The 24307-nt window shown below is 64.1% G+C and carries 18 protein-coding genes and 1 pseudogene; 5 read left to right on the top strand and 14 right to left on the bottom strand.

The features are described 5' to 3' along the window. The first annotated feature begins 155 nt into the window (after positions 1-155). Positions 156-701: a hypothetical protein gene (locus tag LLH23_01670; GenBank protein MCE5237185.1), complete on the top strand. Its 546-nt coding sequence runs from the start codon at positions 156-158 to the stop codon at positions 699-701. After that, positions 626-1162: a site-specific integrase gene (locus LLH23_01665; GenBank protein MCE5237184.1), complete on the top strand. Its 537-nt coding sequence runs from the start codon at positions 626-628 to the stop codon at positions 1160-1162. Before LLH23_01670 ends, LLH23_01665 begins: the two co-directional genes overlap by 76 nt. Here LLH23_01665 and LLH23_01660 read toward each other — a convergent pair. Continuing rightward, positions 1131-2105, bottom strand: coding sequence for a tyrosine-type recombinase/integrase (locus LLH23_01660; protein MCE5237183.1), 975 nt, complete (start codon positions 2103-2105; stop codon positions 1131-1133). The two genes, LLH23_01665 and LLH23_01660, sit on opposite strands and share 32 nt — an antisense overlap. A gap of 377 nt (positions 2106-2482) precedes the next feature. Between LLH23_01660 and LLH23_01655 the strand changes: the two genes are divergently transcribed. The 3 genes from LLH23_01655 to LLH23_01645 all read left to right on the top strand — a co-directional run bounded on the left by LLH23_01655 (position 2483) and on the right by LLH23_01645 (position 4238). Then, positions 2483-3220, top strand: a complete 738-nt coding sequence (locus tag LLH23_01655; protein ID MCE5237182.1) for a hypothetical protein — start codon at positions 2483-2485, stop codon at positions 3218-3220. 204 nt (positions 3221-3424) lie between these two features. After that, entirely contained in the window at positions 3425-3730 is a 306-nt protein-coding gene (locus tag LLH23_01650) for a hypothetical protein (GenBank protein MCE5237181.1), read from the top strand. Then, a complete protein-coding gene (locus tag LLH23_01645) occupies positions 3714-4238 on the top strand; it encodes a hypothetical protein (protein MCE5237180.1) in 525 nt (174 codons plus the stop codon). Before LLH23_01650 ends, LLH23_01645 begins: the two co-directional genes overlap by 17 nt. A gap of 102 nt (positions 4239-4340) precedes the next feature. Here LLH23_01645 and LLH23_01640 read toward each other — a convergent pair. The 13 genes and pseudogenes from LLH23_01640 to LLH23_01580 all read right to left on the bottom strand — a co-directional run bounded on the left by LLH23_01640 (position 4341) and on the right by LLH23_01580 (position 24297). Beyond that, positions 4341-4604, bottom strand: a pseudogene (locus tag LLH23_01640) (site-specific integrase). An 863-nt stretch (positions 4605-5467) separates the two neighbouring features. Then, complete coding sequence (locus tag LLH23_01635; GenBank protein ID MCE5237179.1) at positions 5468-6943, bottom strand: peptidoglycan DD-metalloendopeptidase family protein; 1476 nt, start codon at positions 6941-6943, stop codon at positions 5468-5470. A 92-nt stretch (positions 6944-7035) separates the two neighbouring features. Beyond that, positions 7036-7719, bottom strand: coding sequence for a M20/M25/M40 family metallo-hydrolase (locus tag LLH23_01630; protein ID MCE5237178.1), 684 nt, complete (start codon positions 7717-7719; stop codon positions 7036-7038). A 370-nt stretch (positions 7720-8089) separates the two neighbouring features. Then, positions 8090-9541 carry a protein kinase gene (locus LLH23_01625; GenBank protein ID MCE5237177.1) on the bottom strand — a complete coding sequence of 484 codons (1452 nt, stop codon included), beginning with the start codon at positions 9539-9541 and terminating at the stop codon, positions 8090-8092. A gap of 15 nt (positions 9542-9556) precedes the next feature. Then, complete coding sequence (locus LLH23_01620; protein ID MCE5237176.1) at positions 9557-10279, bottom strand: polysaccharide deacetylase family protein; 723 nt, start codon at positions 10277-10279, stop codon at positions 9557-9559. Positions 10280-10293: 14 nt separating this feature from the next. Then, positions 10294-12207 carry a PASTA domain-containing protein gene (locus LLH23_01615; GenBank protein ID MCE5237175.1) on the bottom strand — a complete coding sequence of 638 codons (1914 nt, stop codon included), beginning with the start codon at positions 12205-12207 and terminating at the stop codon, positions 10294-10296. A 99-nt stretch (positions 12208-12306) separates the two neighbouring features. Further along, complete coding sequence (locus LLH23_01610; GenBank protein ID MCE5237174.1) at positions 12307-14508, bottom strand: hypothetical protein; 2202 nt, start codon at positions 14506-14508, stop codon at positions 12307-12309. 123 nt (positions 14509-14631) lie between these two features. Next, entirely contained in the window at positions 14632-16179 is a 1548-nt protein-coding gene (locus LLH23_01605; protein ID MCE5237173.1) for a serine/threonine protein kinase, read from the bottom strand. Positions 16180-16285: 106 nt separating this feature from the next. Continuing rightward, on the bottom strand, positions 16286-18082 hold the full coding sequence (locus tag LLH23_01600; GenBank protein MCE5237172.1) for an ankyrin repeat domain-containing protein: 1797 nt from the start codon (positions 18080-18082) through the stop codon (positions 16286-16288). Positions 18083-18218: 136 nt separating this feature from the next. After that, on the bottom strand, positions 18219-19844 hold the full coding sequence (locus LLH23_01595; protein MCE5237171.1) for a serine/threonine protein kinase: 1626 nt from the start codon (positions 19842-19844) through the stop codon (positions 18219-18221). A 157-nt stretch (positions 19845-20001) separates the two neighbouring features. Continuing rightward, positions 20002-21558, bottom strand: a complete 1557-nt coding sequence (locus LLH23_01590; protein ID MCE5237170.1) for a serine/threonine protein kinase — start codon at positions 21556-21558, stop codon at positions 20002-20004. A gap of 18 nt (positions 21559-21576) precedes the next feature. Further along, entirely contained in the window at positions 21577-23328 is a 1752-nt protein-coding gene (locus LLH23_01585) for a DUF2817 domain-containing protein (protein ID MCE5237169.1), read from the bottom strand. 18 nt (positions 23329-23346) lie between these two features. Further along, positions 23347-24297, bottom strand: coding sequence for a DUF2817 domain-containing protein (locus LLH23_01580; protein ID MCE5237168.1), 951 nt, complete (start codon positions 24295-24297; stop codon positions 23347-23349). Between the last annotated feature and the right edge of the window lie 10 nt (positions 24298-24307).

Genomic DNA, 24307 nt, shown 5'->3' with positions numbered 1-24307 from the left:
GTTACCAGGGCTGGCCGCTGGTGCTTGAACTGACTTTGTGGCGGGAGACCTCCCGCGCAGCCACCAACACGTCGGGACAGCCTCTCACCATCACGGCCACGGAAGGGTCATGGTCTGAGGCGCTGTCAGTGACGGTCAGGAACGCGGAAGGGGCTGTGGCATCGTGGCCGCTGCACCTGGTCAAGCAGGAGGGCGCGCAGCTCTCGCTCGCCGCAGACGACTGTACCGCAGTCGAATGGTGGCTGACGCCGGAGGAAACGATGGCCCTGCCGGAGGGCGAGTGCACGCTGGGTGTGGCTTTCGACCCGAAGCGGGTGGAGGGGCTACCGGCCGGCGCGGCCGCTCCACGGTCGGATCGCTGCCGCCTGCGAGTGGAGAAGGAGGCCGTGCCGCTCAGTCAGGCCATGGCGGCGGAGAAACTCTATCAGCAAGGCTGGTACTACATCGTCCGCGACGATCAGGCGGGGGCAGGTCAGGCGGCGTCGCTGCTGATGGCCGCGGATCCCAAGGGCATCGGTGCGCGCCGCCTGAAGGCTGTGATCGCCGCGCGCGCTGGCCGTGTCGAGGAGGGACTGGCGCTCATAGATGAGGCACTGAGCATCTACTGGGAGCAATATCCCGAAGCATGCCCCCCGGCGGGGCTTCTGAGTCTGCGAGGCCAACTGCGGGCGCAGAAGCCGAAGCCGGCCGCAGGGCCCTAACGCTCCTGGCGCTCACTCCTGTAACGGCAAGTGTGGTCCCGCATCGCCAGGCGTTCCTCCGGCAAGCGCGGACATTTGTGCCCGCGCACAGATCCAGGCTCACCAGGGATTCACAGACCTGCGGGCTGGACCTGAGGTGTAAACGCATCAAGGGCTACGGCCAGGCCGCGGGGATACACGGTGCGCGTGTGTCCCCGCATACGCTGCGCCACACGTACGTCCTCAACTTCGTGCGCAGTGGCGGCGACCTATTCACCTTGCAAAAGGTGCTCGGACACAACAGCCTCGAGACGAGTCGGCGCTACTGCGAACTATCCGCTGCTGATGTAGTGGCGCGCCAGCGCGAGCTGACCCCACTGGCGACGATGCACCTGAACCTGCGGCTGGCGCGGCGCATACCCCGGGGCCGGTGGACCCATGGTGACGACCTCAGCGCATCCGGCGCCGCCGATCCGGGCTGAACCCAGCCAGCGTGACGAGAGGGCTGAGTTGCTGCTGGCGCTGGAGGAAGTCCTCGTCGGCAAGCTCGCAGTACCGGCGCGACATGTCCAGGCTGGTGTGCCCCAGGATCCGCTGGAGGTGAAACGGCGATCCGCCGGCCCGGACGAAGTACAGGGCGAACGTGTGTCGGAAGGTGTGAGGGCTCACGCGGACCCGGCTCACACCGGCGGCTTCCGCATACCGCTTGAGCCGCATCTGGAAGCCCTTCGGCCGGCCGCGGCCGCCCCGGTGATCCGGGAAGAGCCACGGGCACTCTGCGGCGCCGATGCTGGCCAGAGCGCTCTCTCGCCGCCTCAGGTAGGACTGCAGATGCTCGTGCAGGATGCTGGAGAAGCCTACCACCCGCTCCTTGTTCCCCTTGCCGATGACCCGGAAGGTCTGGCCGATGAAGTCCAGGTGTGCCACCTGTAGCCCCAATGCCTCGGACAGACGCACCCCCGTATCAAGCAGCAGGAGCATGAACACGTAGTCGCGCAGCCCGATGAAGCTGCCCGTGTCTGGCTGTGCGAGGAGGGCCTGGACCTCCGCCTCCCTGAGGGCGCCGATGAGTCGTCTGCCCTCCCGCAGCTTGGCGATACCTGCGGCCGGGTTCTCTCCCACCTCGCCCTGGTCCACCAGCCAACGATAGAAGCGGTCAACCGCCTGTCGGTAGTGATTCACGCGCCGGGCCTGCACACGCTGCGACTCGTCGGCGAGAAAGGCCCGCACCGTCTGCGGGCTGACGGCAGCCACGTCGCGTTCCCCGCGTGCCGCCGCGAAGCGGACGAAGGGCCCGAGCGCGTACTGGTACCACTCCAGCGTCGTGGGGCTCAACTGGCGCAAGCGGCACTCGGTCAGGAACTCGCCGACGGCAGCTTCTAGGGGGCAGCGGTCGTCGCTTTGGAGCAACAGTGGGGCACGCATGGGGGCTGACTCCCTAGCCGACAACTGCCTGGACTTGCGAGCCAAGTGCCCATTCTGGCGGTTGCCGGAGGATCCGTCCAGGAAGCCAGAATCACGAAAAATGGCCCTGCAGAGCGTCTCAGGGCCATTCTGGGAGTGCTTGGTAGCGCGGACCCACTACGTCGCTATTCAGAACCTGCTCGCCTCGCACCTCACCAGACGCTGGACACTCCCCAAGAACGGCCGTAGGCCAGCCCCCCATTCCCGGACGTGCCGGTCATGATACCCGTCACTCGTCTTCCTGCCTGGCGGCAGGGAGCGTCCGACCGACAGGTGGGGCGAGGAGCCTGGCAGCCCCGTCGCCCTGCCTGTCGGTACCCAAACAGGGGCTGCCAACCATGTACGAAGATGACCATGCCTACGCGATAGCGGAACTGGCCGAACGACTCAGCTGCAAACCAACCGACATCAAGCCTTGCCTGCTGGAGGCCTATTGTCTCCAGCCGGAGGAGCTTGCCAGAGACCGGAGGCGTCTCCATGCCACAACCTACTTCGTGGGCGCTGAGCTGCTCTCCGTCATCCCGACACCCAAGGGCGCAGGAGAGCAGTTCCGGCAGTGGGGCGCGGACAAGAGCGTGGACGGGGCGCGGGTCGAGCAGCTTCTCGCGTGGTTCGCGAAGCGACCGTGGAGCCGGCGCGGGTGCCGCAGGGATCAGCAGGTCAAGCGCCTGTGCTGTGGCCGCAAGAACTGCGGATGGTATGAACGTGGACCGTGGAAGGAACGATCCACCAAGGACTGCGACCTCAGGGCATTCTACCTGCGGGCCTGGCCCGAAGAGCTTGTGGCGCGGGCGGGAAGTCGCGTCGGGCACCAGGCGATCCGCGTCTACCAGGGGCTCTGCGCCTTCGAGACCCGGCACGGGATCAAGCCCGGCTCTAGACTCTTCTTCACGAAGCAAGCCGCGAGGGACCTCTGTGACAACATGCGCGACGAAGTGCAGCAACAGGCGTTGCTATGCCTGCGGGAGAACGGACTTGTCCGCATCCCGACCTGGGGTCGATCTCGCACCAAGGGCAAGCCCAACCAACCGCGCACGGTGCGTCGCGTGGTTCCGGTGCCCTACGCCAAGACATAATCTATACAGGCACGTTTGTGCCCGTTCGACGGCCTGGGATGTGCCTGTATATGTAAGCCTTGTCCTTGCCCATACCCCACAGGTATGCCCAAGAGGGCAGGGACATGACGCAGGCGACCGACCCACGGTCAGAGGTAGTGGACGACAGGATCAGACGGTCATCCTGGCCCGCTGCAAGCGGGGCAAGTGAAGGAGTGTAGGACAATGGCCTACCAGCGCAACGGCTACTGGTATCGCAGCAGGCGTGAGGGCGGCAAGGTCGTGACGGAGTACCTTGGCAACCGCAGTTGGGTCGCGCCGGTGCTGTGGCTTGAAGAGGTGAAGCGCCAACAGCACGAGCTTGACCGGGCCGAAGCCGCGGCCGCACGGGAGGCGGAGCGGGAGTTGGACCGGCGGATTGACGCCGTTGGGGACCTCGCCCGGACGATGACGGGGGCGGTGCTCGTGGTCAGCGGGTACCACACGCACAACCGCCAATGGAGGAAGCAACGAGATGCCAGCTCAGACTGACGAGCCACGCACGCGACAGGAAGAAGCGGTGGCGGTCCTGCAGCGGTGCAACACTGAGAGCCCCAACCCGGCGGACATCGAGAGCCTACGGGAACACCTGAAGGCCGTCCCGTGGCTGTGGAAGTGCGCTGGCGATCTCTCAGAACTGGCGGGCCGTTCGGTTGTCGAGACCGTGAGCGCCTATCCCGCCACCAAGGAGTCAGTGCTTGCAGGCCGGGAAGCCATCCGCCGCGACCTGGGCTATGAGAGTTCGCCGCTACTGGAGCGGATGCTGGTTGACCATCTGGTCCTGTGCTGGATGCGCCTGCAGTTGACCGAGTACAGGTACTCGGAGTTCCTCAAGGCTGGCGGCAGCTTTCAGGAGGCGGAGTACTGGGAGAAGCGCCTGTCGGCGAACCAGCGCCGGTACCTCCGGGCGGTCGAGACCCTGGCCCGCATCCGCAGGCTGGCCCTGCCAGCGATCCAGGTCAACATCGGCGGCCAGCAGGTGAACGTGGCCGGTGGGTGAGCAGAGCTGGCAGGCCAAGGCTGTCAGGAACGCCGGCATGCGCCGACGCTTCGTCGGCAAAACCGAGCCGGCGCACGGATGGGTGGTCTCATGCTCGTAACCGATCAGCCACTTGTACATTGAGAAGACCGCGGAGACGCGCCGCTGCACCGACGCCGGGCGATAGTCCTTACCCGCGAGCCAGCTAGCGTAACGCCTCATCGTGACCGTCGGGGCGCCCCCGCTGTCCGGCCCGACACCAGCTTCGTTGAGGTGTCCGACGAAGATACGCAGGTCGGAAGCGTGCGCTTCGGCTGTACGCGAGGTGCACCCGCGCTCTAGCTCCAGGCGCTTGAGGGACTGCTTCACTGCTTCCTCGAACTGCATGCCAATCACGCTCCCGCACCGGCACTTGGCCGGCGGTGATATGGCTCAACGAGGCTGCAGCGAATGGGGGATCAGGAAGACATAATCCGAGGAATTGTCCTCTCAGAATGAGCCGGTGATTCCTGGACTAATACCCATTTTGGTGGAGAGTGGGTCTGTAAGCCGAAGTATGTACCCAGAAATGGCCTCAACCGCGGCAGTTGCAGGCAATCCATTGGTCGCATAATTCTGGCGCAAGTACCCATTTCTGTCACTCGCTGAAGCTACGTGGAGCCGATACGTTCTTTCGACGCGGGCGCTCAGACTCCTCCATGGAGTCGGCGGTTGAGTCCAGCCTCATTGCACTGATCACGCCCGGCGCTTACTCAGGCACAGGGTATTCTGGGTACCACGTCCTGTTCTCTGGTGCCGCCTGCAGCTTTGACCGTCGCGACTACCCCTCCAGCCCGCGAGGTGTCGCGGTTGTGGCTTCCGAGCAGGGACCCACTACGCCGCCATTTACGGCATTCTGGCATCCCACCTGATCCGGCGGTGGACGCTCTCACGCAATGGACGGAGGCCATCCCAGCAACAGGTGGACTGAGGCGCAGCGAAGCTGGTACCCAACGGCCTGCGGCGGGCCGCGGTTCAGACGGCCTCGGCTGGTAACGTGGCGAGAGCAAGGATCTGAGACTGTGACCTCAAGGTTATGAGCCTTGCGCTACTGAAAACGCCTGAAACGCCTCAGGATGGGCTCCAGAGCCATCCTGAGCGGCCTTGGCGGCGACAACGCCGTCAGACCTTGCGAACCTATTTCGGCACCGGCGCTGGATCTCCTCCATCTTGATCCATTGTGCAGCGGCAGCCCAGTTCAGCCCATGCGCTCACCAGTGGATATCGGTTAGGCCACTGACGGTACTGAAGATCAGGGTCGCCTTCTCAAAACGTTGAGCGCGTCCCTCGGGGACAGAGTACTCCTCGCTCCGCGGGTAGCCGAGGGTGTTCGGCCCACCGCCCGAGGCGTAAGTAGCCCACACTGCACCATGGATCCAGAAAGCTGGCGCCGCCGCGTCGCTGAGAGCGAGGGCAGTGAATTGGCCGTCGTGCCGCTGGAATGTCTGCAGGTACCCAGCGCCAACACGTGAGGCCTGTGCCGCAGCGATGTGCGCGTCATTGGCGGGCCGGCCGATGTGGTTTGTGGCTTGCGGCACCGGGTCCAAGTTGTTCACTGCCAGATCTGGATAGTAGCCAGCGCGATAGCGGGCCAGTAGCTTGTCGCGCACGGGATCTGGCAACCCGGACCCCACATGCATCTCCGCTTGGAGTTGCCCATTGAACAGCGTCATCGGGTCACGGTAGCCCAGTTCGATCAGGTCTTGGGGACTGCCCGCGTATTCGCAGCCCGTCTTCCCCGCGTGGCCCGTCGCGTTCGGGGTTCCCCAGCCTTGGAGTGGCAGCGGCCGCAGCCGAACACTCAGGTGGAGGTGCGGTTCTCCATCCTGCTCCAGCCACGGGCCGATATGGCCGATGGTGTCACCTGCTGCCACATGACTATTCACCTTCAGGGTGGGCGGCTGAGTGTGGCCGTAGATAATGTAATACGGTAACCCGTTGTCACCGAGACTTCCTATGACTATGACGCCGCCGGTTGTCCATCCTGGGCCGAACCCGCTGTGCATGCCGGTGTTAGGATCAACAGTACCCTCGGTGATGGCAAAGACGGGTGCTCCAAGTGTTGATCGGATGTCGATCGCCGCATGTACCTGGCTGCCGTTGTACCTCGGATAGTTCGGGAGGCCGTACAGCCATCTGCCCTGGCCCAGGACCGATGCCATGATCTGATCGGGAGTCGAAAGACCGTCCAGCGGGTAGCGAGGACCCGGTTGCGACGGGTTCGGTACTGGGTTGCCCCGGATAAGCCTTGGCTCAAGGAAATCCGCTCCATCGCCCTGCATTCGCCGCTCCAGCCGCATCACTCGGTGTCCAGACAGAGCTACGTCGAGCGGCACGACAGGATCACCGTCCTGCATTTGCTTCTGCCACACTACGGCGCCATCAAGTGCAACGATAAGCGTCGCCCTGCACCCACTACCCTCCTGAATAGCGGCGAAGGCCTGAAAGCGTGCGTAGCCGGTGATATTGAAACATGCGAAACCGTTCGACCAGGAGGGCTGTGGATACCCAATCCCCCTGAATTCCCGTCCCCTGAGCGAACAAGTCACGTCTTTGAAGCCCCAGGAACCTTCGATCGGAGAGATCGACGAGTCCAGCGCGATACTGTCCGCCTTGCAGACGACGCCGTCTCCAATCGCCATTGCCAGAATCCATCCGATTGCCAGTACAGGATAAGTCAATCGCATGTTCGCTCTTCTTCCGCTCGGTGGTTATCTTCGCAATCGGGCATCAACTCGCCACTCCAACGGCAAAGATCGTCCTGCAGCCAACAGATCTCTCAGAACAGACCCTCCGAGCGGAGTCGCTCTGCATCGCCAACATATGTCGCTACAACACGTAGCGTCTGGTCCAACTTGCCAGGATCAACGAGGGACACACTGTCCGCAGGAGTGTGATGGGACGGGTCGTCTCCCCACGCCACTGCGACGAACGGAAGGCCGGCATCGTGGAAGGGGCGATAGTCGCTCTTGCCGCCGAACTGGTCGAATGCGGCAGGTACATGCAGCTCATGCGCCAATTGCAGGCAACACAAAGCAGGAGCTTCCCCCGAAGCAGTCATGTCACCGACGTCTAACTTGGGCGGTCCTGCACCTACCATATCTATGTTGATCATTGCCATGAGGCGACGGCGTTCATCCTGGCTCAGAGATTGGACGTAAGCGGCGGACCCTCGCCGGCCTGTTCCCGCCACTGAATGGCCGTTCCGGTACTCACCTTCCTCGCCACAGAAGGCCACCAGGCGAACGGTTACCGCCGGTTGGTGGCGAATGAGGTGCCGCGCCAGTTCCAGTAGCACTGCCACTCCCGAAGCATTGTCATTCGCGCCAGGGGTGCCTGCAACACTGTCCAGGTGTGCCCCGACAATCATCAGGTGCTGGTTGCCGACTCTTGACGCGATGACATTGCACGAAGAGAGATCCGCCCAAAGGTCAACAGGTTGCCGCTTCGGCGCATATCCCATCTGCGACAGTTGCGATGTGACGTATGAGATGGCTTGTCGTTCCTGCCTCGAGCCGGCGACGCGGGGCCCGATAGTCCGTGAGAGGTACTTGATGTGTGCCATCATCCTCTGGCTGGCGGATGAGTCGGCCTGAACTGCGCTCGGCTGGGCCGCTTCCGCCCCTGCCACTGGCGTGGGGGCAGGCGGTCCGGAGGAGACTGTGACGGCTGGGGGTACGGAGGGGATAGAGGCTGAGACGCTCTTCCTCGACGCGGGCAGAGCCGCGCGCCCGGCATGCGGCGGTGGCATAGCCAGTAGTAACAGGCCCGATACCGCCAATCCTAGGCCAATGGCACAGAGCGCCGTTGGGAGATAGCGCTGCCAGATTGACCTAGTGTCCATGTGATGAGATCTTGGAGAAATCTTCACGACTGATCCGCCATTCCCCATTGCGCTTGCTCCAGGTGTGTGTCACGTTGCCTTCGCTCTCATATTGGGAGCGTGGGCCAGTGCCACGGAAATGCTGGACGAAGGTCGCAGTTGCGGTATCGCCGGTGGCACTGGGCCTGATGCTCAAGTTGCTGATAGTGACTTCCATTGTTGGCTGACGAATGAATTCCTTCTGCTGATAGACGCGATAGCTGTCTCGCGACGTGCCATCGATGTTGGCATCCGGCCAGAAGCACGAAATGTGTCCGTCAAGGTCGTGGTTGACCCATGACGAGCGCCATCTTTCCTGCATGGTCCGAATCGTCTGTTCGTCGTCGGCAGGAGGGGGCTGCGGCAACGGTGGTGGTTGAGGCTGAGATACCGGCGGCACCAACCGTGAGACGGCAACAGGTTTGGGCCTGCTCAACACCAGGGTAATGCCAACGACGAGGCAGATCAGACCGGCCGCAGCGATTAGCTGCTGCCAACGGATGGGGATGTACACTCCGCGCCAGATTGTGTCTACCGCTGTCACCGCGACTGCAGGCGTAGCGACGGCGACGGTGGGGGCCAGCGCCACAGCGGGCGCACAAGCACCCGCCCAATCGATGCTATGGAGCGCTCGCGCCATCTCGGCTCCGTTGGCGAACCGGTCACTCGGTTCCTTCTGCAGGCACTTCAGAATGATCGCCTGCAACTGCGCATTGAGTTGTGGGCACCAGACGCCCGGCGGTTGGGGGGCTTCGCTGATGTGCTTCAGGGCCCACGTCATCGGGTTGGCGCAGTCAAACAGGGGCCGCCCGCAGACCATCCGATACAGCACCACCCCCAGCGAGTAGAGGTCGGACCGTCCATCTACCGGGTTGCCTTTGACCTGTTCCGGGGACGCATACTCCGGCGTGCACACCGACATCCCCGTCAGTGTCATGCGGACTTCGTCCGCCGCCTTGGCAATCCCAAAGTCCGTCACCACTGGTTCGCCCTGGGCGTTGAACATGATGTTGGCGGGCTTGATGTCGCGGTGGATGATGCCTTGCCGGTGGGCGTGATCCAGAGCGTCGGCCACGTTGGCGGCGATCTCCGCAGCCTCCTTCTGCTCCAGCCGCCCCTCGCGATGCATCCTTTGCTCAAGATCGCCCCCGGTCAGCACCTGCATGGCGAAGTACGCGGTGCCGTCTTCCTCTCCTGCCGCGTATACGGTGGCGATGTTGGGATGCCCATCGAGTTGCGCCATACGGTTGGCTTCTTCACGGAAGCGCGCCGCCACGCCAGAATTGTGGGCCAACTCCGGGGGCAGCACCTTCAGCGCCACGTGGCGGCGCGGCGAGCGCTGCTCCGCCTCATAGACGATGCCCATCCCCCCGCGCCCCAACTCGCGGATGATCCGAAAACCGCCGATGGCCTCACCGAGCATGAATTGGTCCTCCCGTTACTGCTTAGCTCGCGCCATTCGCACCAGCTTGCCCAACGACACCACCAGATAGCCTTTCGCCTGCAGGGCCAGCACGACTTGTGGTATCACCTTCGCAGAGACGAGCGTGGAATGACAAAGGATGATTGTGCCGGGCTTGGTATGGTCCAATATATCTTGAGCGTCCTCCCGCGGATCGGAGTGAAGGTCATAGTCCTCACTGGTCGCGCTCCACATCACGGTCCGATAACCCAGGCTCTGCGCGGTGTCCACAACACTGCTGCTAGTGTCACCGTAAGGCGGGCGGAAGTACTTCGGAGGCGTAATCCTCAGGTCCTGTCTGCCCAGCATCGTCTCGACCGTCAGCAACTCCTGCTTGAACTGGGACGGCGACAGCTTCGGGCAGGAGGGGTGGGTGTTGGTGTGGTTGCCCAACTCCTGTCCGCTCTGAGCTAGCTTGAGGACAAGGTCCGGGTAGTGCTCGATGAACCAGCCGGTGACGAACCACGTGACCTTCAGATCATGTTGGGTGACCCATCCGTAAACCTGGCCGAAGGAGTAACGGCTGGCGGTATTACCCAGATCGATGGTAAGCGCGACGGCCTTCTGTGTCGTCGGCACACGCTTGAGGACCGAGTAGCTCGTGTGCTGTGGCCGCGCAGGTAGCTTGGGATCCGCGACCACCACGCCGGTCGTTACCATGAATGCCGCTACGCACGCGGTGGGAAGCAGTAGACGCATTTCGTTCTCCGGTGTCACTGGCGTACGAAAGTGGTGGTGAGGGACTTGCCGGATTTGCTCCACTTCGTGCTCCAGGTCATCGTGTTGCCGCCAAAGCTGACATAGTATGATGCCGTCTCAAATGCAATGACACCCGGACCTTCCAGATGCCAGCGATGTACCTCGCGAGTCCGCCCTTCCGTGTAGACCGCTGTTCCGTCGTTGCTGATTACCCAGACGTCCACCGTGGTGCACCGTCTGCCATTGAGAAGGGTCCGCCGCCAGACACCTGTGACGCCTGAAGTGGGCGGCGGGGGCGGCGGGATTGGCGCCGATCCCTTGCTAACCACCAGACTGACTGCCGTCCCGGGAACACCTCCCACGCCTGCTGAGGGATCTTGCCGAATCACCGTCCCCGGGGATGCGTTGTCATATTCATCTCTGGTGACGGTCGCTCCAAAGCCGGCATTCGACAGCGTCTGCCTCGCCTCGACCATTGTCCGCCCCACCACGTCCGGCACCCTTGGCTTCGGTCCCCGGCTGATCCCCACGTGTATCGTACTCCCGGCATCGACGCGCCGCCCTGGCGACTCCTGCTGCAGGCAGACCAGCCCCGCGCCAATGTCTTCGCTGTACTGGCGCTGTGGGTCGACCTCGATCAATAGTTCGGCCTGCTGCACCATCGTGCGGGCCTCCGTTTCGGTCCGGCCGCGAAGTGCGGGCACATCCACCTGCTTCGGACCGCTGCTGATGAGCAGCGCGATCGTGGTCCCGCGCATCACGCGACTGCCGGCGACAGGGTTCAGCCCGCAGACTTTGCCCTTCGTGATGGTCGGATGATTCTGCTCGGATCTGGCGCCCACCGGCAGTCCCGCCGCCGAGAGCGCACTCGAAGCCTCCTCCGGTGTCTGGTTCGCACAATCCGGCACGTCCACGAACCCAAACACGCTGAACAGACCGGCGCCGAGGACCACCACTCCGGCTATGGCCAGAGCCGTCAGCGCCCAGTACGGCTGCCTGCGGGCACGCGGTCCTGCGACTGGTCCCGGGGAGACCCCATTGCCGATAGACGTCCCGACGATGGTGGGGGCCGGTTCCGCCCACGGCTGCACATACGTCGCTGGCCCCGACGGCCGCAGGTCCGCGGAACGCAGCGCCCGTGCCAGGTCCTGTCCCGTCGCAAACCGTTCGTGAGGCTCCTTGGCCAGGCATCGCAGAATGATCGTCTCCAACGCGACCGGGAGCGTTGGACACAGCGCCCGCGGCGGTGGCGGCGGCTCGCTAATGTGTTTGAGCGCCACAGCCATAGTCGTCGGGGCCTCGAAGGGCAGTTGCCCGCACAGCATCTGGTAGAGCATGACGCCCAGGGAGTACAGGTCAGACCTGCCATCCACCGGGTTGCCCTTGATCTGCTCCGGCGAGGCATACTCCGGCGTCATCGCCGCGGTGCCGGTCACCGTCGCCCGCATCTCATCGGCGGCCACGGCGATCCCGAAGTCCGTCATGACCGGATGTCCCGTGGCGTTGAACATCACATTGGCCGGCTTGACGTCACGATGCACGACCCCGTGGTCGTGTGCGAAATTCAATGCCTCGGCCACTTGGGCGATGATCTCAACGGTCTCTGCAGAGCTGGGCCGCCAGCCCTGCGCGAGACGCTGGGCGAGGTCGCCGCCAGCCAGAAACTGCATCGCGAAATAGGAGACGCCGTTCTCTTCGCCCGCCGCGTAGACCGTGGCAACGCCGGGGTGCTGTTCCAGTGCGGCCATGCGGTTCGCCTCACCCTCAAACCGCCGCGCCACCTGGGGCACGTGAGTCAGTTCCGGAGGCAGCACCTTGAGTGCAACGGTGCGGCGTGGTGAAACCTGCCGGGCCTCGTACACCACGCCCATGCCGCCGCGACCGATCTCTCGCACAATCTCGAAGCCACCGATGGTAGTGCCGATCATGCCATGAGCCTTCTCTCAGAACTGCCTGTCGCCATGGACTGAACACCCTTGCCCGACAACTCCCCTGCGCGGGCCGCTCAGATGCCATGCGCGTGCCTGTCACGGCTCTTCCGCCGGCGCGGCAGCGCCCAGCATAGTGGGCACATGGTGCGCGAGGTCGGTGAGAAATCGCTCGCGCAGTTGCCTCAGCAGGTCGGCGGCATAGGCGCCTGCAAGGTCCCGCCGGGTCGTCCGATCTGCCTTATAGGTCATCTGAATCGAGGCGGCGAGGTGAGTCTCTGTGCCATCCACCCGCTGGACCTCGGTGGTGAAGGCAACCCGAACGATCACACCCGCCGCATCGGCCTCCGTCTTCGGCGTGCTGACCTGCACCAGCCATACATCGCCCCGCTCTCTCGCCAGTCTGGCTGCATCGGCACCGGTCGTCGCCTCGATGACCGAGTCGAAGAGAAATCCGGTCCGGCCTCCCCCCTCGACAGCGCCCTCGGGCAGCCACCAGGTGCCGTACGCATCGACGAGGGAGGTGCGCAGCCGGCGCTCGATCTCGTTCACCGGGGTCCCCCACTGTTCAGGATCGAGTTGCATCAGCGCGGTCTGATTGCACCGCTGGATGACCCCGGGCAGCCGCTGGGCACTGCCTCGCCCTTCCTCGCTGTCCGGCGCCTGCTGCAGGAGGTGCTGGTAGGTGAAGATGCAGTCGCGCAGGAAGGCGGGGCCCAGGTAGGCCTTCGCGCTGTCCGGGTCCAGCCGGTGACACTCCCCGAGCATGAAACGCAGATCCCGACTGTCTAGCAAGTCGCACGACTCCTTCAGGTTGAGATAGGCCGACGCGTATTGCTGTCGGGCGAACTGCTTCTTCCCCAGATCGGCCAGCGCGACGGCGAGGGCGGAGACTCCTTCCTCTCTCTGCTCGCGCGGCAGTCGGTGGGTCGAGCCGAAGTATCGTTTGGCGTCGTCAATCATCTGCTTGCTGACGACGTCATCCCCGCTGGTCAGCGATAGGTGACATAGTGACAGACCGCGCAGACTGAAAGCTTCGGCATTCTGGCGTTCGGTTGCCCCCAGTGGTAGCGCCCCAGGATTCATCCAGGGTTGCAAGGTGGCAAGACACTCGGCGTACGCCTTGGCGTCGTACTGGGTCCTCCCGTCGCGGAGGGCAGTCGCGTAGCGATTCTCGGAGGCATCTGCGAGCGCGGTAGCAGCCAACTGCCTGCTCCTGTCGGAGCCTTGGAGGCCGCGATCCATGAGGGCTCGCGCCTGCCTGAGTCTGTCCTCAAAGCTCGCCTGGTTAGTGGCCTCAGCGGCCTCGCGGCACAAGCACCATGCCATGAGGTTGAGTCCCTCGCCGGCCTGCGCCTCAGACATGCCCCTGGGTCGCTGACTCGAGGCCACCCAGGCGGCCAACGCCTCGCGGCACTCATCAACCGCCCCCTGGTCATGCGCCTGCCAGGCTCGGTCCAGCGCCGCCTTCCACACCCGCTCGCCCAGGCGCTCGGTAGTCAGCGCGAGGACCTGCTGCGCCTCCTGCTTCTGCGACGCCGGGCACGCCGTCGTGTAGAGCAGCAGATCTTGCGCCTGCTTGACCATACCTTCGGTGCGGGTGTCGTCCGGCTCTTTGATGGCGATCTGGCAAAGGCACAGGGCGCGCAGGCAACACCCTTCCGCGACATCCAGGTCGGTGGCCTGATCCGGAGCCTGAGGGGGCGAGGCCCACGGCTCCAGTACAGTGATCGCCTCCTGGTAGGACTGCGCGTCGTACAGGCGCCGCGCGGAAGTGAGCACATCTGCGTAGTGGGAGGGCATGGCGGACCAGAGCTGCTCGATTGCCCGGGCTGCATCCTCCAACTCGCGCTTGGCATCGACAGGCTTGGTCATCGGCTGAGAGAGCCGTACGTATTGTCTGGCTGATGCGTAGCACCGTCTTGCCTCATCGCCTGGCAACCCGATCTGAAGCATGCGGACAATGTTGCCGACTTGCCATCTCAGGACCTTGCATTGCTTCTCGTCATCGTTGGCGGCGGTGGCGTCGGCATAGGCTTGATCGAACAGGGCCTGGGACTGTCGGTAGCAGTCCAGGGCTTCCTGCTGGTTGCCCCTCTTCTCCAGGATGTCGGCCTGGTACTCATAGCTCATGGCCCTATATCGGGCGCAGCACTTCAGTGACACGACCTGGCGGGCAAGTCTCATCGCCTCGTCCAATTGGCCCGCCTTCCACAGTTGGTCGGACTGATTCAGAAGACGCAGCGCTTCCCGGTCGGCCTGCTGTGCCCATCCCGCTCCGGCCAGCACAAGGTAGGACATTACCAAGGCTAGTCGCATCATAGTGAATGGCCGGCTCGTGTGCGTAGAGGTCACTGCTGAGAGTCATCTCACTTTCGCTTGTTCGCACGAGCAGAGCGGCACGACGGCGAATGCCGACGTCCGTCAGTGAAAGCCAGGTTCGCCGCCGCCTGACCCGCCACTTGGGCCGGTGCGCGATCCGGTGTGACGCGATCCGGTGTGACGCGACCCGGTGTGACGCGACCCGGTGCGGCGGGATCCGGCAGCCCGCGGGCGACGCGCGACGGAGCTCTTCGGCGCCGGCTCTTGAGCAGGAGCCTTCCCAGCGGACGGCTTTGCTGTCGGCGCCGCAGCCGGCGGGCTGGTGACAGGTGTCTTCGTCGCACCCGGCTGCGTCTCGGTCTCCCCGAGCGTGCCTTGGCCCTTGGTGGGCGCGGTACCCTCTGGTTTCGCAGACGTCTGAGGCGCGGTCTGAGCGGGCGTCGGAGGCGGCGTCAGCCGGCCCTTCAGAGCGACGGCGCCAGCTCCCAGCGCGCCGAGGCAGACAATCGCTATGCAGACATATACCCACGGGCGACGCGCCCGGGGACGTCGTCCGGTCTCTTCTGCCGATGGCGATTGCTCACTCTGCTTGGGCACGACCACGGTCTCCGGCATGGCGGACACCGCCGGCGTATCCGCCGCAGCCGGCGGCGGGGCCATGGGTGGCACCACCGTCGGCGGCGCCGGCGCCGCGGCCGGAGCCGGGGCAGCGCGGGGAGGAGCAACTGGCGGCGGGACCACGGCAGGAGTCGACCGGGCTTGTGGGGGAGGTGGCGGGGGTACAGGTACCACCACCGGCGCGGGCGTCGGAGTATGCAATGACACCGCCGGCGCTGGCAGGCTGACCAATCGTAGTGCCTGCGCCAGTGCCTGACCGGTTGCGAAGCGCTGGTGAGGCTCCTTGGCCAGGCAGCGCAGGATGATCTCCTCAAGTATCACTGGCAGATTGGGGCAGCACACGCGCGGCGAGGGGGGCGGCTCGCTGATGTGCTTTAGAGCCAGCGCCATGGCGGTGGGCGCCTGGAAGGGCGGCTGCCCGCAGACCAACTGGTAGAGCACTACCCCCAGCGAGTACAGGTCCGAGCGGCCGTCGAGGGGGTTGCCTTTGATCTGCTCAGGAGAGGCGTACTCGGGAGTCATGGCCGCGCTGCCCGTCATCGTGGCGCCGATCTCGTCCACGGCGCGCGCGATGCCGAAGTCGGTCACGACCGGACGCCCGACCGCATCGAGCATGATGTTCGCCGGCTTGATGTCGCGGTGGATTACGCCCCGCTGATGCGCGAAGTCCAGGGCCTCGGCCACCTCGGCGATCACCGCTACGATCTCTGGCAGGCTCGGCCGCCAGCCCTGCAGCAGGCGCTGGCCGAGATCACCACCAGGCAGATATTGCATCGCAATGTAAGGCACGCCCTGATCATCGCCGGCCAGGTAGACGGTGGCAATGCCGGCATGCTCTTCCAGAGCGGCCATGCGGCTGGCTTCGTTCTCGAACCGTCGCGCAATCTGCGGGACACGCGCCCATTCCGGGGGCAGTATCTTGAGCGCCACAGTGCGACGTGGCGACAACTGCTGGGCCTCGTAAACGACACCCATGCCGCCGCGGCCAATCTCACGGGTAATCTCGCAACCGCCAATGGTCCTATCAGCCATTTCGCACCCCAGGGCGGTTAACGCCACAACTCCGGCATCGATAGGGACTGAGAGCGAGATCGCCGAACCCCAGTCCTGGCGTAGGGAATGCCAACCCATCGTAACTTCATTTGGCCCCTTGCTTTCGCAAGAGGCTCGCGATGTCGTCGTACCCGTCCCTCTGCGCCCACCAGAGGGCCGTCTCCCCATTCGGCGCGTAATTGACGTCTGCGCCCAAGTCCAAGAGTAGCTTGCACATCTGGAGGTCTCCCTTGTCGACTGCGACCTTCAGTGGTGTGTCGTCAGAGACTTCGGAGCTGTACCCGAAATCCTTGTGCTGATTGAGCTTAGCTCCGTGAGCAACGAGGTATCTCACAGCGCTATCACGGCTCCCGCTCACAGCGGCGAACAAGGGGGCGCCGCCCTTCGGGTTAGCGTTTGCCCCATGCTCCACAAGCCACTTGAGTACAGCCAGGTTGGCAACGGCGTAGCTCAGTACAGGATCTTCGTCACGACCGGAATGAGGATCAATGTCGTTGATCTTCGCGCCGAGGCTGACCAGCAACCTACACATCCTCAGGTTGCCACCCGATGCCGCAGCTTTCAGTGGCGTGTCCCCCGATATGTCCTGATGCATGTTGACATTGGCCCCGTGTGCAACCAAGTAGCGAACGGCTGCTTCATCGCGTCTGCGGACCGCTCCTATGAGTGGGTAACCGAAAGGGCCGGCTTTCGCGCCGTGGTCCAGCAGCCACTTCAGTACAGGGAAGTGCGCACCTGCTGCATCCAGCGCGTTTGCCTCGTCGCATGCGCTGCCGTTCACCGCGTTGATCTTCGCCCCTTGACCGACCAAGTACTTCACAGAGTCGAGGTCCCCGGACGAGGCTGCATAGTACAACGGGTAGTGCTCATCTAACGCTTCGTTGACACTCGCACCTCTTGCCACGAGGTGCCTCACTGCCGCCAGGTTTCCCGCCGCGGCCGCTTCATGTAGAGAGCTAGGCCGGGCTCCGCGCTTGATCAGGAGAGCCGCGATCTCTGGCCGCCAAAGCGCATAGCTCAGTGGAGTGCTGCCCTTAGCATCTCTCTTGTTGGGATCAACGCCTTCATCGAGGCGTTGCTGTACCAGGCGCAGGTCGCCTTCTCTAACAGCCTGAAAGATGGTGCGGCAGGCCCGAAGCCTGGCGATCAAGAACCTCTGGTTCGTCTCATTCCCCGCCTCTTCAGCAGCCCCGCAAGGCTCCATGCCGGCGGCATCCTTAGCGGACAGGTCTGCGCCCGCGTCACACAGAAGAGTGAGTGTCTCCTTCGAGGCACCGGCAGCCGCGTAGTGAAGCGCGGTCTTGCCCGCACCGTCCCGCGTCTTGACCTTCGCGCCACCCTTGAGCAGCGCGGCAACCGCCGCACTCCCCTCCTGTGGCTGGCTGGCCAGCATGAGCGGTGTCTGGCCGTTGCTGTTCTTCGCATTGGGGTTAGCCCGACACGACAGCAGGGCAGTGACTGCGTCGGCGCTTCCAGCTCCGGCAGCCGCCATGAGCGGGGTCTGGCCGGCAAGATCAGCCTGATCAACCTGGGCACCACGCTGTACGAGTATGTCAAGCCACTCCGGCCGCCCACGGGCTGCTACGTGCAGCGCGGTCTCACCGGCGGCGTTGGTGGCGTTGGGATCGGCTCCTCCTTCCAGAAGCGCCCTGATCGGATCCGGGAACCCGGCCAAGAGAGCCAGATCAATGGCAGTCTCTCCCCTCTCGTCGCGCTCATTGGGCCGCGCATGGTGCCGAAGCAGCAGCCGCACCATCGGCGCCCGGTCGTGTCCAGAGACGGTCGTGTGTAGTGGGGGCTGTCCGGAGCGCCTGTCCACTCGATTGGCGTCGGCGCCCAGCGTCAGCAGGACAGCAGCCGCGCCATACCGGTTCAGCAGCACGGCGCGATGCAGCAGTGTGCGCCCCCCGAAGGACAGCCGCGGCGCGATGGCCAGGGCGATTGCTGCTGCAATCAGACAACCAAACAGCACACGACGACGGCGACTACTCACCACACATGCCCCCTTCAGTCAGCCATCAGTCAGGCCGGAAGCTGTTGATGATCTGCTCGAACGTCCCACCCCACTGATCCCATTCATCGGCGGGGGCACGACACCAGACGGCATACCCACGACTGCCGCAGTTGGCGAAGACATCAATCGTGTGCATCCTCACACCGTCGACATCGCGCAGGAACTCCCAGCGGAGAGCTTCGTTGCCACCCAGAGTCGATGGTTCCATCGAGATGCACTCGTAGAACTTGCTGCCCTGCCGCCACTTCGCGTCCTGAGAGCGAGGGTACGCACCGATGTCGCTGTCCCGCCAGCTCTGCCAGTCAACCTTGACGCGGACCTGATCGCTGGAGCCCTGGAGTTCGGTCACGCCTTGACCTCCAGTGCGGCTCGTGCTGTCAGTCCAGCCACTGGGCTTGAGGATGGAGAAGCCGTCCCCATAGTACCTCTCGAGAGCAGCGCCGTCGCCATCGCCCGGAGGTGGTGGTGGAGGCGGTGGCGGCGACTGTTCGGCGTTGCCGGGTACCTCCACCTCAACCGGTGGGGCAGGTGGACTGTCTGGGACGGGTGTGTACACCGGCGGCGGTGGAGGAGGTGGAGGGGTGCTCTGCATAGCGACTGCCCCCGTGTCCGGCTGCGTGTCAGACGGTGGCGGGGCGTTCTGGGTAATGGCGATCATGGCGATCCCGGCCAGAAGAGCTAGAGCGCCAATCACCACGAGAGCGATCACAGCGCCGCTCATCCGCGAGGGCGATGGTCCGACCGACTGTGGCGGCAACGGTCGAGGAGTCACATACGTGGTGCCAGGAAGTGGCGCCGCGCCGCACTTCACATGCGGCAGCCTCAGACCTCGCAGTACCGCCGCCAGCTCGCGGCCGCTGCTGAAGCGCTCGTGCGGCTCCTTGGCCAAGCAGCGCATTATCACTTGCTCAAGAGCCGGCGGAATGTCGCCGACCGCCGAGCTGGGCGGAAGTGGTGGCTCACTCACGTGCTTGACCGCATAGGCCATGGGTGTTGTGGCTGTGAAGGGCATCTGACCACAGACTGCCTGGTACAGGACCACCCCCAGGGAGTACAGGTCGGAGCGTCCGTCGAGAGGGTTGCCCTTGATCTGCTCAGGCGAGGCATACTCCGGCGTCCCAATGGTCATCCCCGTCTGTGTAAGGCGGTACTCCTCCCGCGCCTTGGCGATCCCAAAGTCGGTTACTAGGGGACGGCCCTGACTGTCGAACATGATGTTGGCGGGTTTGACGTCTCGGTGGACCACTCCACGCTGGTGGGCGAAGTCCAACGCTTCGGCGACCTGCGCCACGATCTCCGCCGCCTGATCCAGGCATAGCCGCCCCTCCCGCCGCAGGTGCTGTTCCAGGTCCGCCCCCGGAAGTAACTGCATGGCGAAGTACGGGATGCCTTTGTCCTCCCCGGCAGCATAGACAGTGACAATGCTCGGGTGTCCTTCCAGCACCGCCACGCGGTTGGCTTCATCGGCGAAGCGGGCTGCCACCTGGGGGACGTGCGCGAGTTCCGGAGGCAGTACCTTGAGTGCGACGTTCCGACGAGGGGACGTCTGTCGAGCCTCGTAAACGACGCCCATGCCCCCCCGCCCGATCTCACGGACAATCTCGAAGCCACCGATGCTTTGCCCGGTCATCTCTGGTTCCTCAGGCCGTCAAGATGCTGTCATCCAGGCTTTGCCAGCGCACGGCCATGGCGGGCATGGCCGCCCTCCACATGGGACGGCACTAACGCTGCGGTCGCACGCGACGGACCCTGTGCACTTGCCTTGGGGGTACCCCCGCTGTCATTGGTCAGTCAGACGCGATGTCCAAGTTGCGAATACTGAACCCGGAATCCCAACGTTCCTGAGTCACAAGCACAATGCCGCGCTTCCGGACACTCGCCTCGCCCCTGCGCTTTACTTCCACGAAGGTTACCGGGACCTCGAAATTCCTGTTGTTGATAGTCTGTTCATCAGCGCACTGTAGGTCGCTGATCTGGATGTCGGCGTCACAGTATTGTTCACGAAACTCCTCATATGGGAGTTCCGTCTTCCTCGATTCGCTGAAGTGGTTGTAGGCGTCTCTGTAGCGCATTTCATTCATGGCGGCGAAGTAGGATCTGACCACATCGCCGGGGCTCTCAGGGGCAGATGAGGACGTCTGTTCGTGCGACGGCGTCGCCGCATTCACCGGAAACGAGGGGGGTGGATGAGATACTGGCGCATGATCACCAGCGGATGCCTCGACGTCCGGGGAAGGTGGACGCGGCGCATTGTCTGGAGATGGGGAGGCAACGGCCGACGGAGGTGGCGGCATGCTCGGCTGCATTGCCGCGGTGCCTGTGTCCCGCTGAAGGTCCGCAGACGGTGAACTGCTCTGGCTGGTGGCAATGATGGCAATCCCGGCAAGAAGAACGAGAGCGCCAATCACCACGAGCGCGATCACAGCTCCGCTCATCCGCGAGGGTACTGGCACGACCGGCTGCGGCGGCAACGGTCGAGGAGTAACATAGGTGGTGCCAGGAAGCGGCGCCGCGCCACACTTCACGTGCGGAAGTCTGAGGCTCCGAAGTGCCATGGCCAGTTCGTGGCCGTTGCTGAAGCGCTCATGCGGCTCTTTGGCCAAGCAGCGCATGATTACCTGCTCAAGGGCCTGGGGAATGTCACCGACCACAGAACTCGGAGGCAGCGGCTGCTCGCTCACATGCTTGACGGCATAGGCCATCGGCGTTGTGGCGGCGAATGGCAGTTGCCCACAGACCGCCCGGTAGAGAACCACCGCCAAGGAGTACAAGTCTGAGCGCCCGTCAAGAGGATCGCCCTTTATCTGTTCAGGAGAAGCATACTCGGGCGTGCCGATGGTCATCCCGGTCTGCGTTAGGCGATAGTCCTCCCGTGCCTTGGCGATCCCGAAGTCGGTCACCAGTGGCCGGCCTTGGCTGTCGAACATTATGTTGGCAGGCTTGATGTCTCGGTGGACAACTCCGCGCTGGTGAGCGAAGTCCAGCGCTTGGGCGACCTGCGCCACGATCTCCGCCGCTTGGTCCAGGCACAGTCGCCCCTCCCGTCGCAGGTGCTGCTCCAGGTCCGCTCCCGGCAACAACTGCATGGCGAAGTAGGGGACGCCACGGTCCTCTCCGGCAGCATAGACAGTGACAATGTTGGGGTGGCCCTCCAGCATCGCCATGCGGTTAGCTTCGTCGGCGAAGCGGGCCGTCACCTGGGGGACGTGTGCGAGTTCCGGTGGCAGCACCTTGAGCGCGACTTGCCGACGCGGGGACGCCTGTCGGGCCTCATAGACGACGCCCATGCCGCCCCGCCCTATCTCACGGATGATCTCGAAACCACCGATCGTCTGTCCAGTCATCGGGCTCCCCGTCCGCGACTACGTCTTCCTTGGAGGTAGCTTGAACCGGATTGCTGCCAGCAGAGATCCCTTGGCCCCCGACCAAGGGTTGGCTCCGCCTGGAAGTTCGTAGGTCACCATGGCCAGGCCGAGCTTCCTCCCGCAGTAGTCGCCGAAACTGCCGGGCGTGGCGTAACCAATATCAGCGTTTGCGCGCAGGCCGTTGTACTTCGCCATCTCGCGGGCCAACGCGATCCCATCGGCGCCGGTCGGGTTCAGCATCCGCTTGGCCTGGTGGAGGTTGATGACTTTGTGGGGTGGGTACTTGGCCAGCAAGGCCGCAATGGCCTGTACCTCCGGTTCGGACATCGGCGCCGAACCATGCGACAGTTCCCCGCTACCCGCCTTGGCCCATCCTACCGACCAGTTGCGATTGATGTCGACCCCGTTGGCGTTCGCCCGTGTGCGAGCGTCCAGACCATCTGGATTGCAGGCCGGGACAATGACCACCGTGCGCCCGGAGTATGCTGCCGGATCCGCCTCCAACTGGCGCACCAGTTCCATACAGACCGCGTGGCCACCGGGCTCATCTCCGTGGAAGGCCCCGAGCACGCACGTAATGTCGGGGCCATCACCGAAGCGAAACGCGGTGATGACCCTTCCTCTCACGGAGTAACCAACCGCCCACTTGACCGGCCAACGTTGGGGAGACAACGGAACTTGGGACGTGCCAGTTGCCTGGCCCACGTTGACTGCCGTCTGTAGAGAACCCTCAGCCGAATCTGGCGATGTGCCGCTGCGGGCTGTGCGTAACACCATGACAGTCCCTACTATCAGCGCGATGGCTCCGAGCAACGCCAGCCCTACCAGGGCTGGACCTCCCGCCCTCCCTCGCCGGTGGACCGGAACTGCAGACGCGGGTTCCGCAACCACAACTGTCTGCGCCGGTGCGGGAGCTGAACCGCACTTGGTGTGCGGCAGTCGTAGGCTCCGCAAAGCTGCGGCCAAGTCCTTGCCACTGGCGAAGCGGTCCTCCGGCCGCTTCGCCAGACACCGCAAGATCACATGTTCCAGCGGCGGCGGCACGCCCTGGACGATCACACCTGGGGGAGGGGGCGCCTCATTGATGTGCTTGATGGCGTGTGCCATCGGCGTCGGTGCGGTGAAAGGCAGTTGGCCGCAGACCATCCGGTACAGAACAACCCCCAGAGAGTACAGGTCTGATCGGCCGTCGAGATCATCTCCCCTGATCTGCTCGGGCGATGCGTATTCTGGCGTCCCGATGGTCGTGCCCGTCTGTGTCAGCCGGTACTCGTCCGCCGCCTTCGCTATGCCGAAGTCGGTCACTAGCGGTCGGCCCTCATCATCAAACATGATGTTCGCTGGCTTGATGTCACGGTGGACGATCCCTCTGCGGTGCGCGTAGTCCAGGGCCTCCGCGACCTGCGCTGCGATCTCCGCGGCTTCGTCCAGCGGCAGCCTCCTGTCAGCTGCCAGTCGGCTCTCCAAGTCGGCACCCGACAGTAGGCGCATGGCGAAGTAGGGGACACCATCCGCCTCGCCAGCCGCATACACGGCAGCGATGTTTGGGTGCCCTTCCAGCATCGCCATGCGGTTCGCTTCGTCAGCGAACCGGGCTGCCACCTGGGGGACATGCGCGAGTTCCGGCGGCAGCACTTTGAGGGCTACGTGCCGGCGAGGCGATGCCTGCCGGGCCTCGTAGACCACACCCATGCCGCCGCGCCCGATCTCGCGGAGGATCTCGAAACCGCCGATGCTCTGTCCGACCATTGGTGTTCCTGTCCCTGGCTACCCGTTCTTGGGCGGCACTTTGAACTTGATTGCCGCCAGCAGGGCTTCCTTGGCGCCCGACCACGGGTTGGCTTCGCCGGGCAATTCATAGGTCACCATGGCGATCCCGAGCTTCTTGCCGCAGTAGTCGCCGAAGGCGCCTGGCGTTGCGTAGCCGATGTCAGTGTCAACACGCAGGTCGTTGTACTTCGCCATCTCGCGAGCCAACGCAATCCCGCCGGCGCCGGTCGGGTTAAGCATTCGCTTGGCCTGGTGAAGATTGACCACTTTGGCTGGCTGGTACCGGCGCAGCAGGCGGTCAACCGTCTTGACCTCCGGCTCGGACATTGGACCAGAGCCGTGGGATAGCTCGCCCTTACGGGCCTTCTTCCAGCCTTCCCCCCAGTTGCGATTGATATCGACACCATTTGCATTCACACGCGTGTGTGCGGCCAGACCGTCGGGGTTGACAGCTGGCACAATGATGACTGTTCGCCCATCATACTCCGTCGGGTGAGTTTCCAGACAGCGGACCAACTCCTGGCAGATCTTCGTGCTGCCGGGCTCATCGCCATGGAACCCGCCAAGGATGAACGTTGTGTCGGGCCCGTCGCCGAAGCGAACCACGATGATGGGCTTCCCTTGGACGGAGTGGTCGACAGTCTGCTTTGCCGGCCATCGTTGGGGGGACGCGGCCACCTGTCCCGCGGCGGGAACAGACTGCGGTGTGCTCGTGACCTCGGAACCCGGTATGACGACCTCAGACGGCGGGGGAGCAGCGGGCTGAGACGATGTAGGAGCCGCTGCAGGCGATGGAACGGATGCCTGCGCGACCACTTGAGGCGTCTGGCCGCGGCGCGGGAGAAGGTTCATCCCCAGCAGGAGGAGCTCTACGCCGATCCCCATCGTCAGAACGATCAGGGCGATGTTCCAGCGAGACGTCGCGGCCGTGGTGACGGAATTGCCCATGTCATGCCCT

Source organism: bacterium, from assembly GCA_021372615.1.
Classification (GTDB): Bacteria; Armatimonadota; Zipacnadia; order Zipacnadales; family UBA11051; genus JAJFUB01.
This window is presented reverse-complemented; position numbering and strand designations above follow the sequence as displayed.

What these genes read in the sequence shown, in the direction of transcription:
- LLH23_01635 (MCE5237179.1), bottom strand. Translation starts at nt 6,943, where the DNA reads ATGCGATTGACTTATCCTGTACTGGCAATCGGATGGATTCTGGCAATG.
- LLH23_01585 (MCE5237169.1), bottom strand. Translation starts at nt 23,328, where the DNA reads ATGGTCGGACAGAGCATCGGCGGTTTCGAGATCCTCCGCGAGATCGGG.
- LLH23_01610 (MCE5237174.1), bottom strand. Translation starts at nt 14,508, where the DNA reads ATGTCCTACCTTGTGCTGGCCGGAGCGGGATGGGCACAGCAGGCCGAC.
- LLH23_01665 (MCE5237184.1), top strand. Translation starts at nt 626, where the DNA reads ATGCCCCCCGGCGGGGCTTCTGAGTCTGCGAGGCCAACTGCGGGCGCA.
- LLH23_01580 (MCE5237168.1), bottom strand. Translation starts at nt 24,297, where the DNA reads ATGGGCAATTCCGTCACCACGGCCGCGACGTCTCGCTGGAACATCGCC.
- LLH23_01655 (MCE5237182.1), top strand. Translation starts at nt 2,483, where the DNA reads ATGTACGAAGATGACCATGCCTACGCGATAGCGGAACTGGCCGAACGA.
- LLH23_01620 (MCE5237176.1), bottom strand. Translation starts at nt 10,279, where the DNA reads ATGCGTCTACTGCTTCCCACCGCGTGCGTAGCGGCATTCATGGTAACG.
- LLH23_01605 (MCE5237173.1), bottom strand. Translation starts at nt 16,179, where the DNA reads ATGGCTGATAGGACCATTGGCGGTTGCGAGATTACCCGTGAGATTGGC.
- LLH23_01650 (MCE5237181.1), top strand. Translation starts at nt 3,425, where the DNA reads ATGGCCTACCAGCGCAACGGCTACTGGTATCGCAGCAGGCGTGAGGGC.
- LLH23_01660 (MCE5237183.1), bottom strand. Translation starts at nt 2,105, where the DNA reads ATGCGTGCCCCACTGTTGCTCCAAAGCGACGACCGCTGCCCCCTAGAA.
- LLH23_01615 (MCE5237175.1), bottom strand. Translation starts at nt 12,207, where the DNA reads ATGATCGGCACTACCATCGGTGGCTTCGAGATTGTGCGAGAGATCGGT.
- LLH23_01645 (MCE5237180.1), top strand. Translation starts at nt 3,714, where the DNA reads ATGCCAGCTCAGACTGACGAGCCACGCACGCGACAGGAAGAAGCGGTG.
- LLH23_01625 (MCE5237177.1), bottom strand. Translation starts at nt 9,541, where the DNA reads ATGCTCGGTGAGGCCATCGGCGGTTTTCGGATCATCCGCGAGTTGGGG.
- LLH23_01590 (MCE5237170.1), bottom strand. Translation starts at nt 21,558, where the DNA reads ATGACTGGACAGACGATCGGTGGTTTCGAGATCATCCGTGAGATAGGG.
- LLH23_01630 (MCE5237178.1), bottom strand. Translation starts at nt 7,719, where the DNA reads ATGGGATATGCGCCGAAGCGGCAACCTGTTGACCTTTGGGCGGATCTC.
- LLH23_01595 (MCE5237171.1), bottom strand. Translation starts at nt 19,844, where the DNA reads ATGACCGGGCAAAGCATCGGTGGCTTCGAGATTGTCCGTGAGATCGGG.